The sequence below is a fragment of the Protofrankia sp. Cas3 genome (assembly GCF_963555955.1).
Classification (GTDB): Bacteria; Actinomycetota; Actinomycetes; order Frankiales; family Frankiaceae; genus Protofrankia.
In genome coordinates this window covers 1-13,651 of record NZ_CAUVXP010000160.1, presented here as the reverse complement: position 1 = coordinate 13,651, position 13,651 = coordinate 1, and the positions used below count along the sequence as shown (strand labels likewise).

General features: G+C 71.3%; 9 protein-coding genes. 5 read left to right on the top strand and 4 right to left on the bottom strand.

Translation table 11 applies throughout. The features are described 5' to 3' along the window. Positions 1-110 precede the first annotated feature (110 nt). From U9983_RS22620 to U9983_RS22610, 3 genes are all read right to left on the bottom strand, one after another. Positions 111-1,424: a coenzyme F420-0:L-glutamate ligase gene (locus U9983_RS22620; RefSeq protein ID WP_322755946.1), complete on the bottom strand. Its 1,314-nt coding sequence runs from the start codon at positions 1,422-1,424 to the stop codon at positions 111-113. Beyond that, positions 1,417-2,376 (bottom strand): 2-phospho-L-lactate transferase, encoded by a 960-nt coding sequence (cofD, locus tag U9983_RS22615; protein WP_322755948.1) that lies wholly within the window; start codon positions 2,374-2,376, stop codon positions 1,417-1,419. Before cofD ends, U9983_RS22620 begins: the two co-directional genes overlap by 8 nt. 205 nt (positions 2,377-2,581) lie before the next feature. Continuing rightward, positions 2,582-3,157 carry a helix-turn-helix domain-containing protein gene (locus U9983_RS22610; protein WP_322755945.1) on the bottom strand — a complete coding sequence of 192 codons (576 nt, stop codon included), beginning with the start codon at positions 3,155-3,157 and terminating at the stop codon, positions 2,582-2,584. Positions 3,158-3,430: 273 nt separating this feature from the next. Between U9983_RS22610 and U9983_RS22605 the strand changes: the two genes are divergently transcribed. The 5 genes from U9983_RS22605 (at position 3,431) to U9983_RS22585 (ending at position 12,137) form a co-directional block, all read left to right on the top strand. Further along, positions 3,431-3,745 (top strand): hypothetical protein, encoded by a 315-nt coding sequence (locus U9983_RS22605; protein WP_322749346.1) that lies wholly within the window; start codon positions 3,431-3,433, stop codon positions 3,743-3,745. Positions 3,746-3,937: 192 nt separating this feature from the next. Beyond that, positions 3,938-6,568, top strand: a complete 2,631-nt coding sequence (locus U9983_RS22600) for a bifunctional FO biosynthesis protein CofGH (RefSeq protein ID WP_322755947.1) — start codon at positions 3,938-3,940, stop codon at positions 6,566-6,568. Between the two features lie 881 nt (positions 6,569-7,449). Continuing rightward, entirely contained in the window at positions 7,450-7,689 is a 240-nt protein-coding gene (locus U9983_RS28055) for a WhiB family transcriptional regulator (protein ID WP_416210583.1), read from the top strand. A gap of 99 nt (positions 7,690-7,788) precedes the next feature. Continuing rightward, positions 7,789-10,638: a glycosyltransferase gene (locus U9983_RS22590; protein ID WP_322755943.1), complete on the top strand. Its 2,850-nt coding sequence runs from the start codon at positions 7,789-7,791 to the stop codon at positions 10,636-10,638. Next, the gene (locus U9983_RS22585) at positions 10,635-12,137 is read left to right on the top strand and encodes a DUF5719 family protein (protein WP_322755942.1); all 1,503 of its coding nucleotides are present in this window, start codon (positions 10,635-10,637) and stop codon (positions 12,135-12,137) included. The genes U9983_RS22590 and U9983_RS22585 overlap by 4 nt, the downstream gene beginning before the upstream one ends. Positions 12,138-12,175: 38 nt before the next feature. On the opposite strand, the gene manA is transcribed toward U9983_RS22585, so the two are convergent. Beyond that, entirely contained in the window at positions 12,176-13,417 is a 1,242-nt protein-coding gene (gene manA / locus U9983_RS22580) for a mannose-6-phosphate isomerase, class I (protein ID WP_322755941.1), read from the bottom strand. Positions 13,418-13,651 lie beyond the last annotated feature (234 nt).

Below are 13,651 nucleotides of genomic sequence, written 5' to 3'. Positions count from 1 at the left end.
AGGACCGGCACCTGTGCCGGCACCGCGCGGAGAAGCGGGAACCCACCCGAAGCTCACGCCCACAGCGGTGTAGCAGACGGGAATCTCCGCCCTTCAAGGCGGAGAGGATGTCAACGGTTGACGACGAACGCGGCGACATCGCGCGCCGGGCGATCGGCAGGCGCCTGCGCCGGGTGCCCGATGCCGACGGCACCCATGGGCTGCCACTGCGCCGGCAGCCCCAGGACGGCGCGGACCACGTCCGGGCAGAACAAGGTACTCGAAACCCAGCATGATCCCAGGTCGTCCGCGGCCAGGCAGACCAGCATGTTCTGGACGCCGGCACCCATCGCGACCAGGAACATCCGCTCCTCCGCGGCGGCCCGCCGGCTGTCCGGGTAGGCGTGGGCGCCGTCGGTGACCAGGCACGGGATGACCAGGACGGGCGCACGGCGCAGCACGTTCCCGCGGGCGAGCCGCCGGGCGACCGCCGCCTCGTCGAAGCCGTCGGCGGTCAGGTCCGCGGCCCAGGCGGTGGCCATCGCGTCAAGGAGCTGGTCGCGGGCCTGCGTCACGACCACGAACCGCCACGGTGCGGTGTGGTGCGGTGCGGGCGCGGTCAGGGCCGCCGCGAACGCACGCTCGATGGCGGCCGGATTCACCGGCCGGTCGCTGAACTCGCGGATGGTCCGCCGAGCGCTGACCGCCGCCCGCTGGGCTTCGGCGGTGCCGAGCCGGAACATGTCCTCAGCCGCCGGGCGTACCAGTGCCCGGACCCCGCGACCGTCGTCGGCGCGCGCGCGGAATCCGCGTACGAGCGCCACCGGCACTCCGGTCAGCTTCCCTTTGACCAGGTCGGCGGCGGCAGCCAGCTCATCCGCCTCGGCGATCTCGGTCATGCCGAGTTCGTTGCCGTACGGGTCGACATCGCCGACGTGGCTGCGCAGGGCGGCCATGCCCGCGACGCCGATGGCATGGTCGGTCAGGCCGGCCCGCCATGGCCGACCGGTGGTGTCGCTGACGATGACGGCGACGTGCACGCCCAGGCGCGCGTGCAGCCCGTCCGCCAGCGCCCGGGCGCTGGCATCCGGGTCGACCGGCAGCAGGGCGATCTCATCCTTGATCACATTGGATGCGTCCACCCCGGCGCTGGCGATGACGAACCCGTGCCGGGTCTGCACGATCCGGGTCGGCCCCCGCCGCGCCACCTCGCGGACGGTTTCGGCCTCGACGGCGGCCAGGCGGGCCGCCTCCCGGTCGCCGTCGACGCGGAGGAGTCGTCCTTCCGCCTTTGAGACGATCTTCGAGGTGACCACGAGGATGTCGCCGTCGCGTAGGTGGAGCTCGCGGGTGGACAGTGCCGTCACGATGAGCGCGCAAAGGTCGTCACCGGCGCGTACCTCACCGATTCCGGTCACGGCGATGATTTCCAGCGCGTCAGACACCGGCGAGCTCCAGGGCGGCGCGCACGATCTCGACCGTTGCCGCGACGTCGGTCATCAGCAGTGGACGGGCCTTCACGGTGACCCCGGGCACCTCGGTGCCGGTGTCGGCGGTGTCGACCAGCCAGCCGTCGAGAATCCCGTCGCCAGGGGCGGCGCGCCGGCGGGCACCGTAGTGGGTAGCCACGGCGCCGGCGCTGGTGGCCACACCGATCGCGGTGAGACAGGCGTCCGCCATACCGCGCACGGGTGCACCGCCGATGATCGGCGATATGCCCACGACCGGTGCGGGCGTCTGCGCCAGCGCCGCTCGCACCCCGGGCACCGCGAGGATCGACCCGATGGACACCACCGGATTCGACGGCGGGAGGAGCACGACATCGGCGTCGGCGAGCGCGTCGAGAACGCCGGGCGCGGGTTGCGCGGCTTCGGCACCCACCGAAATGATCTCCAGGGCTGGTGTGGCGGCACGCATCCGCAGCCACCACTCCTGAAAATGGATGGCTCGACGGCCTTCGTCGGTCTCCACGACGACATGCGTCTCAACCCGTTCGTCGCTCATCGGCAGCAGCCGGATGCCGGGCTTCCACCGTTGGCAGAGTGCCGCGGTGACCTCGGTGAGCGGGTAGCCGGCGGCAAGCATCCGGGTGCGCACGAGATGGGTGGCAAGATCGCGGTCGCCGAGGCCGAACCAGGTGGGACCCACCCCGTAGGCCGCCAGCTCCTCTGCCACCGTGAACGTCTCGCCGTGGCGACCCCAGCCACGCTCGGGGGAGATACCACCGCCGAGGGTGTACATGACGGTGTCGAGATCAGGGCAGATCCGCAGGCCGTGCAGGGTGATGTCGTCACCGGTGTTGCCGATCACGGTGATGTCTGCGTCCGGTAACGCCGCCTGCACCCCGACCAGGAAGCGGGCGCCACCGATGCCACCCGCGAGAGCTGTGATCTTCACCTGATCCTCACGTCCCGCCATCCTGCCATCGGTCGGCCTTTTAGGAGGCCGCTGAACAACGTCTGTCCGGCTCGCGTCCCCCCGCATCCCACCTGGCGTCGTTGTCGTCGGCCCGGATAGAACACCACTATCCGGGCCTCCTCCGCCTCGCCAGCCGGGCGCGGACGGCCCGCTCGCGGATCGAACGCCGTTATTCAGCGGCCTCCTAGGACGAGACGGTCGCTTGCGCCCGCTCTTGCGGCTGGGGGGTTGTGAACGCCGCCAGCAGGTAGCGTACGAGGCTGCTGGTGGGTCGCGCGGGAGCAGGGTTGGCCAGGCCACCTTCGATGGTGGCCACGACCGCGTCCGCGGCGATTTCCCGGTCGGGTTCGGCCACCCGGTCTGTGACCGTGGCCAGCGCGAGGTCGTGGAGCCAGGCGTGCAGTCGTTCGTGATACTCCATGACCGCGGCTGAGTGTGGCGCTCGTTCGGCCACGCACGGGTGCAGGGATCGTCGGCGTTCGACCGAGTCGAGGGCGGCGAACAACTTCGCGGCCGGGTCGCCGGTGAACGTGTCGATCCGGTCGACCTCACCGTCGAGGAGTCTGTTGAGGACCGCAGCGAACGCGTGGTCCTTCGACCGGAAGTACCAGTAGACCGAACCCGGTTCGATGCCTGCGGCCCGTGCGATTTCGGCGATGGATGTGGCGGCGAAGCCCCGGGCGAGGAACTGCTGTTCAGCAACGGCCAGCAGCGCGTCAATCCGCTCCTCGCGCGGAACTTCCTGGCGGTTACGCGGCACCTGATCAGCTTAACGACCCCGGGACCCGCGGGTCGCGGGAAGGCGGGAGGCCCAGGTCTACTGATCGTGTCCGAACGTAGTGGATGATCTTATTGTCTTCTATCTCTTGATTCTCCTTCGAGAGAGTGGTGAGACTGAGGGCGCGCGCCGACCGGCGCACCGGATCAGCGCACCGGATCAGCGAGTGGTGCCAGGCGACCGCACGTCCGCCACGGCGTTTGTCGGCGGCCCCGACATCCCGCACCCGGTGCTGGAACAGCGGAAGGACGGTCCATGCCTGAGAACATCAAGAAGCCGCCGATCGTGATGAAGCCGGTGATCGCGTTGAAGCCGCCGATCGTGATGAGGCACAGCCTCGACGCTGTCACCGCAACCCTGGCCCGGGCGCTGGCTGGCGCGCGTCATCCGCAGGTGGAGGCCGCCAGGCGGTCCGAGCTGCGCCAGCGGGCGGGCCGGTCCCCGACGCAGCGCGACGCCGCGTCAAAGCGTTGCGACCAACTCGCCGCCCGGTGCCGTACCTACCACACCCTTGGCGTCGTTGGTGGGTTCCGCGCAAGCAGCCCACCGTGTCCGGGTCGGACGGGATGACCGGCTGACCCGGGGTCTCCTGGCGCCTGCGGGCCGGCGGACGCTGTCGACGGCGCCGACCGCAGGAGACCGACAGATGATTATTGAGGTTCGGGTGAGCAGATGACGAAATCATGGAAGTCGGATAGCGGTTCGGCCGGCGGTTCGGCCGGCGGTGGCGCGCGTGAGTCCGCACGGCCGGTGCCGGCCGTCATGCCGGCCGTCATGGCGGACCCGCTCGTGCCCGGTGCTGCGGCCCTGCGCCGTGCGCTGCGGCGGGCCCGTGACGGCGTGGTCCTCGACGCGGTGGAGGCGGCCGTCCTGATGGCCGCCCGCGGGGAGGATCTCGCTGACCTGTCCCGGTCGGCCGCGCGGGTCCGTGACGCGGGCCTGCGCTCCGCCGGGCGTCCGGACACGATCACTTACTCGCCCAAGGTGTTCATCCCGCTGACCCGGTTGTGTCGGGACAGGTGTCACTACTGCACCTTCGCGACCGTCCCGCAGCGGTTGCCCGCTCCCTTCCTGACCCTCGACGAGGTCGTCGACATCGCCCGCCGGGGTGCGGCGGCCGGCTGCGCGGAGGCGTTGTTCACGCTGGGTGATCGTCCGGAGGACCGCTGGCCCGCTGCACGCGACTGGTTGGATTCCCATGGCTATGAATCGACCCTGGGATACCTGCGGGCCGCGGCCATCGCCGTCCTGGAGGAGACAGGGCTGTTGCCGCACCTGAACCCGGGTGTCCTGTCCTGGGCGGAGCTGGCTCGGCTCAAGCCGGTCGCGCCGTCCATGGGCATGATGCTGGAGACGACCGCGGCCCGGCTGTGGTCGACGCCGGGCGGACCGCACTACGGCTCACCCGACAAGGAGCCGGCGCGCCGACTGCGGGTGCTGGAAGACGCCGGTCGCCTGGCTGTGCCGTTCACCACCGGCCTGCTGCTGGGGATCGGCGAGACCCGCGTGGAACGGGCCGAGACCCTGTTTGCGATCCGGGGTGTGGCCCGACGCTACCGCGGCATCCAGGAGGTGATCGTCCAGAACTTCCGGGCCAAGGACGACACGGCGATGCGGGGCGAGCCGGACGTCGGCGCGCAGGAACTTGCGGCCGCGGTCGCGGTCGCCCGGCTCGTTCTCGGGCCGTCCATCCGCATCCAGGCACCGCCGAACCTGGTCGACGTCGACGAATGCGCGCTGTTGCTGGCCGCGGGCATAGACGACTGGGGCGGGGTGTCGCCGGTCACACCGGACCACGTCAATCCCGAACGCCCCTGGCCGGCGGTTGAGACGCTGGCCACGCTCACGCGGGCGGCGGGCTTCGCGCTGCGGCCGCGACTGACCGCCTACCCGCCATATCTCGACGAACCCTGGCTGGACCCGCGGCTGCGATCCCATGTCGACGCCCTGGCCGGTCCGGATGGTCTGTTGCGGGCCGGAGCCGCCGCGGTCGGCCGTCCATGGCAGGAACCCGACGGCGGCCTCGCCGACGGCGGCCGGGTCGATCTGCACGCAGCCATCGACGTCACCGGCCGCCAGGCCGACCGCCGAGCGGACTTCGCCTCGGTGTACGGCGACTGGGACATCCTGCGCGAGCAGGTCAGCGCAGCCGGTACGGGTGCTGACGGGGTCGTCGGCACGGGGGCGCGTGCGCGTGCGGGGGCGCCGGTGCGTCTGGACGACGCGGAGCGGACCGCGCTGCGCCACGCCAGCGGTGACCCGGCGGGGATCAGCGACGCGGACGCCCTGGTGCTGTTCGGCGCGGCCGGCACGGCCCTGGAGGAGCTCTGCCGGCTCGCGGACGACCTGCGCCGGGACACGGTCGGTGAGGACGTGACCTACGTCGTCAACCGGAACATCAATTTTACGAATGTCTGCTACACGGGGTGCCGGTTCTGCGCGTTCGCACAGCGGCGCAACGACGTCGACGCCTACACCCTGTCCCAGCAGGAGGTCGGTGTCCGGGCCGAACAGGCGTGGGCGGTGGGCGCGACCGAGATCTGCATGCAGGGCGGCATCCACCCGGACCTGCCGGGGACCGCGTACTTCGAGCTGGCCCGCGAGATCAAGCGGCGGGTGCCCGGTCTCCACCTGCACGCCTACTCTCCGATGGAGGTCGTCAACGGCGTCACCCGGACCGGTCTGTCCATCCGCGACTGGCTGACTGCCGCTCGTGAGGCCGGTGTCGACTCGATCCCCGGAACGGCCGCGGAGATCCTCGACGACGACGTGCGATGGGTGCTGACCAAGGGCAAGCTGCCGACCTCGACCTGGGTGGAGATCATCACAACCGCGCACGAGGTGGGCCTGCCCTCCTCGGCCACGATGATGTACGGGCACGTGGACACACCGACGCAGTGGGTGGCTCACCTGCGGCTGCTGCGCCGCATCCAGGAGCGCACCGGGGGGTTCACCGAGTTCGTGGCGCTGCCGTTCGTCCACCACAGTTCGCCGATCTATCTGGCCGGCGTGGCCAGGCCCGGTCCCACCGTCGGTGAGAACCGGGCGGTGCACGCGATGGCCCGGTTGTTGTTGCACGGCGCGATCGACAACATCCAGTGTTCGTGGGTGAAGCTCGGTCCGGACGGCTGTCAGCAGGTCCTCCGTGGCGGGGTCAACGATGTCGGTGGAACCCTCATGGAGGAGACGATCAGCCGCATGGCGGGTTCCGAGCACGGGTCGGCCCGATCCATCGCCGAGCTGGAGGCTATGGCAGCCGGGGCGGGCCGGCCTGCACGCCAGCGCACCACGACCTACGGAGCCGTCGGCGCGGAGCGGTTCGCCGCGGCCCGCCGGGATGTCGTGGTCGAGCCTTCCGCCGCCGCCGGTAGGGTACTTCCGATCATCTCCTGACGGGTCCTGGGTCCCGACTTCGTCGTGCCGGTGAGTTGATCGACTGTCCTGTCGGACAATGGGCCCAAAGCTGGGGTCTACCGTCGGGATGCCGGGCCGGCCGGGCCGCGATCGCCGCTCGCGGGTCGTTGCACCGGCGGCGACGGCCTGCGTTCAGCTCCGGTGTCCCGGTGTCCCGGTGTCCCGGTGTCCCGGTGTGGGTGGCCGGTCGCTGAGCTCGTCGGTCGGCGCCTCGGTAGCACCGTGTCCACGGAAGTCTGGTGGATGAGAGGAGATGTCATGAGAAGGACAATTCATGACGGATTTATGCAATTCCGGACGGTAAGATGGGCTGGTCAGGGGGTGCGAGGGGCTGATGTGTGTCGCTCAGGGCTGCGAACAGGGACCCTCTGTAATGACATCTTGCTACCGTGAGCTATTGTCTGATCGCTGGTTGTAGAAGATGTTGCGCTGGTGGGGTTGACGTCGCCGAGTTCGGCGCGTGTAATTACCGGCGTGTCATTTCCCCCGCCGGTGGGGAAAGTGCGATAAAGCGCTTGCCCCACCGGTGTGGACACCAGTCACCTGCGCGCCGGCGCCCGGGGGGTGGCCGACCGCACCGCGACGGGTCTGGAGGAGTCCACATGGAACGCACCGACGCGGGCGCCCACATCGTCCTCGCCGAAACGCACCGGTCACGTACCGGGTTGTCCGCCGGGACGGCCGTTGACCGGTGGCCAGGGCAGGCCGACCCCGGTCACCAGGCCGGTGGGGAGCTGATTGCTGTCGAATTTGATCTAAATGCGGCCTACGACGACGAACCTGCCAAGTCGGCGCATGCCGATGACGCGGCAATCGTCGAGCATCGTGATCATAGCTCGGCTGATGTCATCAAGATCGGCATGGACGACATCTTCGCGGACCCACCGGAGTGGCAGGAGCGCGCACTGTGCGCCCAAACCGATCCGGAGGCGTTCTTTCCGGAGAAGGGCGGCTCGACCCGCGAGGCCAAGCGCATCTGCTCGGGCTGCGAGGTCAGGGACGAGTGCCTCGAATACGCGCTCGAAAAGGATGAACGGTTCGGGATCTGGGGTGGGATGTCCGAGCGGGAACGGCGCCGGTTGCGCCGCCGGGCGGTCTGAGCGTCCCGCCGCGGAAGCCGGCTGGAAGCCATCCGGCGCGTGGTGACCGCTCGGTCGCATGCAACGGGCGCCGCACCGACGGCCGGGCCGAGTCCGTCCGTGCCGGGTCGTGGCCCGGACCGCCCGGCGGTCGGCCTGGATGCGGTCGATCTTGATGCCGTCGATGTGGTCGCGCTTGTGGTGATGTCGGCGCCGGGACCGGCACCGTCACGCAGCGCGCTGCGCGGGCAGACCCGTGTGCCGGACCAGGTGATCATGGTGGAGGTGGGCGGGGACGATTCGCCGGGGCGCACCTACGGTTCCATGGTTACCGAGGCTCTCGCGATGGCGGGCACGGCGCCAGCCGAGGGATTCCTGTGGTTGCTACCCGCTGATGCGGTGCCGGCCCCCGACGCGCTGGAGCGGTTGCTGACCTATGCCCTGCTGGACCCGGGCGCCGCCGTGATCGGCCCGCACGTACTCGACCGGGTGGACCACCGGGTGGAAGTCGACGACGCAGGGCACGACACCGTCCGGGACGTCCTCGCGGTCTCACTGACGGGCGCGCTTGTCAGCGCCCGAGCATGGCATCTCCTCGGCGGGCTCGACCCTGAGCTGCCTACCGCGTTCGACATCGACTTCTGCTGGCGGGCGTGGCGCGCCGGGATGCGGGTGGTGGTTTTTCCGCCCGCCACGATCCGCCGTGCGCCGGCCGTCGGCGGCGAACGGGACCCATGCCTCGACCGGCTCGACCGGCTCGACCACCGGACAGTCCGGCGGGACGAGCTGCGGGTTCGACTGGCCAACATCGGGGCGGCGCGGGTTGTGCCGGCGTGGCTGTGGCTGGTACCCGGCGGGCTCGCGCGAGGTGCCGGGGCTGCCGCCCGGGGCCGGGCCCGGCGTGGGCGTGCTGAGGTGGCCGCGGCTGTGGAGGTGTTCAGTCGTCCCGGTTGGCTGCGCCACGCGCGCCGCCGTCGGGCAGCGTGCGCCCGGGTGCCCGCGCGTGCCCTGCGTCCGCTGTTCACCGCCCGGGGCAGCCGGTTGCGCGCGGTCTGGGAGCCGCTGTCCGGTCTTTGTGCCCGTCTTGGATGGGCGGGGCAGCGTGAATGGGCGGGGCAGCGTGGCCGGGCGACCGGGCCGGGGCTGGTCCTGGCCGCAGCGCTCGCTGTCGTGACGATGTGCGCCGCACGTTTCCTGGCGGGTCCCGGCTGGGGCCCGGGGACGGCGGGCTTCGGGATGCCCGGGGTTGCCGCGCCGCTCCCGCTGCCCGATGGTGCCGGCGACCTGTGGTCGGCCGTGCTGTCCGGTTGGCGGCCCGGTGGGCACGGTAACCCCGGTGTTCCCGGTATTTTCCAGTCGACGGTGCATGGCACGCTGCCGGCCGCGCCGTGGCTGGTGGTGCTGGCCCTCCTCGCGACTGTGCTCGGCGGCAAACCGTGGCTCGCCGCCGATGTCGTCCTGCTCGCCGGACCGATGCTTGCGGGCCTCGCCGCCTATGTCGCGGCTGGGCAGCTCCGGCGCGGCCCGGGCGGGCCGCTCACCGGCCAGCGGGCGTCGACGGGCCGATGGGCGGGTGATCATTGCCGGGTTCGAGCGGTCATCGCGGCGGGATATGCGCTCGGCCCACCCATGACCTGGGCGGTTGCCGTCGGGCGGGTGGATGTCGTCCTTGCGCTGATAACGGTCCCGGGTGTACTCGCGGCCGCGGTGCCGGTGGTGGCGGGTCCGGCGCCGCCCGGGTCTGCGAGCAATCTGGGATGCGGCTGGCCCGCCGCTCGTGGCCTTGCGGTGCGGCTGCTCATCGCGGTCATGTGCTCGCCGTCGCTGTTCGTGTCCGCCGTGGTCGGCCTTGCCGGTGGAACACTGGTGCTGCGTCGCGCCCGCCGACTGCTGTTCGTGCTCGTCCCGGCCGCCGTGGCGGCGGTCGGGCTGTGGCCTTGGCGCGGGGCGGTGATGGACGATCCCGGTGCGCTGTTCACGGCGGGAACCCTCGGCATGCGTGACCCCGCATCGGGCTGGCTTGGCGGGTCCATCCCGGCTTCGGCGCAGGCCGCCGATCTGACCGGCTCCGATCTGACCGCCGCCCATCTGACCGCCGCCCATCTGACCGCCGCCCATCTGACCGCCGCCCATCTGACCGCCGCCCATCTGACCGTCGCGCTGCTCGTACCCGCCGCACTCGCGGGCGTCATCGGGGTTGTCCGGGCCGACACCCGACGGCCGGTGCTCGCGGCCTGGGGCGTTGTCCTGATCGGCTTGGTCGGTGCCGCTGTGGAGCGGCACCTGTGCGGCGCCGACCGTGACGACGTGGCGGGCGCGCAACTCGGGGTTGTCGTCGCCGGGTTGCTCCTTGCCGCGACGCTCGCGGCGTCGGGAGCGCGTGCGGCGCTGCGGCGTCATCCCTTCGGCTGGCGGCAGTTCGTGGCCGTGGCCGTCGGTGGAGCAGTGGTTGCGAGTCCGGTTGCCGGCGGCTTCGCGTTCCTGTGGGGCGGTGAGGTCGCACGCGGTGCCGCCGCACGTGACAGCGGCGTGGTGGCGTCCGCGGTCGCGGTCGCGACGGCTGCCGGGCGGACTGCCGGCGTCCTGATACTGCGTCAGTCGTCCCAGGGCTCCCCGGTCGCCTACACCTTGACCGGCGCCCGCGGCCCCCGCCTCGCCGACCCCGTCGGGACGACGCGGATCATCCCGACGGTCCCGACCGGGCACACCGTCGACGACAGCACGGTCGAGGCGATTGTCGGTGATCTGACGGTGGGGGGGAGCTGGGGTGCAGGTGAGCTCGCGGCCCTGGCCGTGCGAGCGGTCGTCGTCCCGTTTCCGGATGCGCCACCGTCGTTGACCGCCGTACTCGACGCGGTACCGGGGCTCGTGCGCGAACAGGTGCTCGCAGACGCCATGGTCTGGCGCGTGGTTCCGGCGGGGCCGGTGAACCTGCCCGCGGCGACACCGCACGCGGGATCGCGGCCATGACCGGACGGATCCGGCTCCTGCGCCGGGCGGCATCGGTCGTGGTTGGCGGCACCCTCGCCCTGGTGGCCGTGTGGTGCGTCGCGGTGTTCATCGAGCCGACGGACGGGAGGCGGCCGCGGCCGGTCCCAGCGGCGGGGTTCCCGATGCCGATCACGTCGGCGACGTTGCTGTGCCCGGATCTCAGACCGCCGGCGGGGTCCGCGGTCACGGTCGACGTCGCGACCGCCGGTGGCGGGGTGAGCGCGACGGTGCCCGCACCGGGATCGGGCCGCGGACCGGTGCTGGACGGGCAGGTCCAGCTGTCCGCGGGCGACAAGGTCAGGAATCTTCATTCCGGTCCGGTCCGGCGGCGGGCGTCGGTCCAGGTGAGTGGCGGCGAGCCGCTGGCTGTCCGCGCGAGCGGCCCCGCGGCAGCCGGGTTGAGCGCGACGGTGACCGCACCGGGAGCGGGCGGCCGCGCATCGGTGATCGCTCGCTGCGACCGTCCCAGAAGCGAGTTCTGGCTTGTCGGTCCTGCCACGGTGGCCGGTCGGGACCCGCTGGTCGTCCTCACCAACCCCGAGGCCACACCCGCGCGGGCACAGATCACCGTGTTCGCCGACGGTGGTGCAGACAGTGGTGCAGACAGTGGCGCGGGGGCCACCACCGGCGTTGTCGTGCCGCCGCGGGCGAGCGTGACCCGTCGCCTGGCGACCTGGGTGCCGGACGCCGACGCCACCGTGGTGCGGGTACAGGTGCGTGACGGGCGTCTGGCCGCCCTGGTCCTGGACCGTGCCGGCGGCCCGTTCGCACGGGACTCGACCGTGGTGCCCGTGGTGGCCGGTGCCGGGCCGGCGGGCTCCCTGCTCCTTGCGGGCGCGGCAACGGGCGTCGGTGACGCGCGGGTCGTCGTAGCCGCTCCCGAGGCGGCGGCGGTGATCCGGCTGGATCTGTTGACACCGTCTGCGAGTTACATTCCGGTGGGTTTCGCGGACCTGCGGGTGCCACGTGGCGGCGTGATCCGGTTACCGGCCCTGCCCGGCGGAGCCGGCGTGGCGGCGCTGCGGTTGACGGTGCGCTCCGGTGGTCCGGTGATCGCTGCCCTCGGCCTGCCCATGCCGGCCGCCGGACCGGGGCAGGCCGGGTTTGGGCAGCCCGGCCTGGCCCCGGCACCGGGATACCGGTGGGTCGGCCCGGCGGATGTGATTCACCCTGTTTCGACGGCGGCCACGCTGCTTCCCCCCGCCACCGGCCAGGGGGTGAGGACCCTGGTGCTCACAGCACCGGACACGGCCGTGACTGTCTGGTTCGACGGGACTCCGGTTGCGGTGCCGGCCGGACGCACGGTGGCGGTCGGGCCGGGGAACGCGACTCGGATGGTTACCCAAGGTGGTCCACTGGTGGCGGCGCTTACCGTCGGTTCGGGTGCTGGCAGCTCTGTTCTCACCCTCTCTTCGGCACCGCGGACGGTGTCGGCGCCGGCACTGGTCCACGACCCTCGGGCCGCTTTTCGCCGATAGGTCCGGGTCACCGGCGAACCCGGCCAGGTGATTATGATCTACCCGGGTGAGGTGCCCTGCCCGGGTGAGGCGAGGAACACGCGGCCGACGCCGGCGAGCCCGAGCTGCGTCGATGCCGGCGACCCTGGGGCGACCACCGCAGCCTGGCCGCGTTGCAGCCGGATGACGTCGGTGCCCGTGCCGTATACCTCGATGGCGCCTTCGGTGACCAGCAGGACGGCTGGACGCGTGACCGGCATGTGTCCGTCACAGGCCGTTCGTCCACCGGCCGGGGACGCATCTGCCGGTCGGTGACAGATCGCCTCGGCCAGCAGGAAGTCGTCCACCGGCACATCCCAGGTACGCACGGTGAGACCAGCCGTCGCCAGCATTGTCCGGGGGGCGAGTACCGGCGCCGGGGTTGGCCTCGGGTCGAGAACATCGAGCAGCTCGTCCACGTCGATGTGTTTCGGCGTCAGCCCACCGCGCAGCACGTTGTCCGACGTTGCCATGATCTCGATGCCGACACCGTGGACATAGGCGTGCAGCAGGCGCGCGGGCTGGAACAATGCCTCGCCCGGCTGGAGCGCCACGTCGTTGAGCAGCAGCGCCGCGGCGATCCCCACATCACCGGGGTGTGCCGCGGCGAGGCGGCCCACCAGGTCGGCGGCTGCCGCCACATCCGGGTCCACGGGTGGTCGCAGCGCGGCGGCGGCCTCGACCAGACCGCTGGTGAAGGCATGCGCCTGTTCGGCCGGCATCGTCAGCAGCGTGCGCAGAACCGTCGCGGCTCCGGTGGACGGGTTCGCGTCCAGCGGCGTGAACGCGGCAGTCAGTGGCGGGTGACCGAGGCCACACACCACGGCGAGGGTCCGTAGCGGGTCACGGACTCCGGCGAGCGCGCGAAATGGCGTGAGCGCGACAATCAGCTCGGGTTTGTGATTACGGTCCCGATAGCGGCGCCAGGTGGCGTCGCGCGGAACGCCGCACCTTTCCTCGTCGTCAAAGCCGGTTCGCGCCCGTGCCGCGTCCGGGTGGACCTGCAACGAGAGCGCCTTCTCCGCGGCGAGAACCTTCAGCAGGAAAGGCAGCGGGCCCACGACATCGACTGCCGGCCGCAGCCCGCCGACGGTCTCGACCTCGGATGGGGCGCCCGGATGGGTTCCCAGCCAGAGCTCCGCGGCCGGTTGGCCGGTGGGGGCCTCGCCGAGCAGGTCGTAAATGGCGGTGGGCGAGCCCCAATCATAGTTGCGCACCCGACCGAACAACCGCAGGATCCGGTCGGGCTTTCCGACGGTCACTGGTGCCCGTCCTCCTTGTGAACTGTTCGAATCGCACGGTCGCGCAAGAATCGGAGGCTCCGGGCGTTTCTATTCGCCTATTCGCCTATTCGCCTATTCGTCTATTCGTCTTCGTGCCAGCCGTGGCCCTCCGGGTCGATGACCTCCGGTTCCATGTCGAGCATGTCCGCGACCTTGTGGATGAGGACGTCCAGGATGAGCTCGGCGAGGTCGTCGGTGTCCATCGCGCGGGCC

Coding starts and splice junctions, on each gene's coding strand:
- U9983_RS22605 (WP_322749346.1), top strand. CDS start 3,431: ATGCCTGAGAACATCAAGAAGCCGCCGATCGTGATGAAGCCGGTGATC.
- U9983_RS22600 (WP_322755947.1), top strand. CDS start 3,938: ATGCCGGCCGTCATGGCGGACCCGCTCGTGCCCGGTGCTGCGGCCCTG.
- U9983_RS28055 (WP_416210583.1), top strand. CDS start 7,450: ATGGACGACATCTTCGCGGACCCACCGGAGTGGCAGGAGCGCGCACTG.
- U9983_RS22585 (WP_322755942.1), top strand. CDS start 10,635: ATGACCGGACGGATCCGGCTCCTGCGCCGGGCGGCATCGGTCGTGGTT.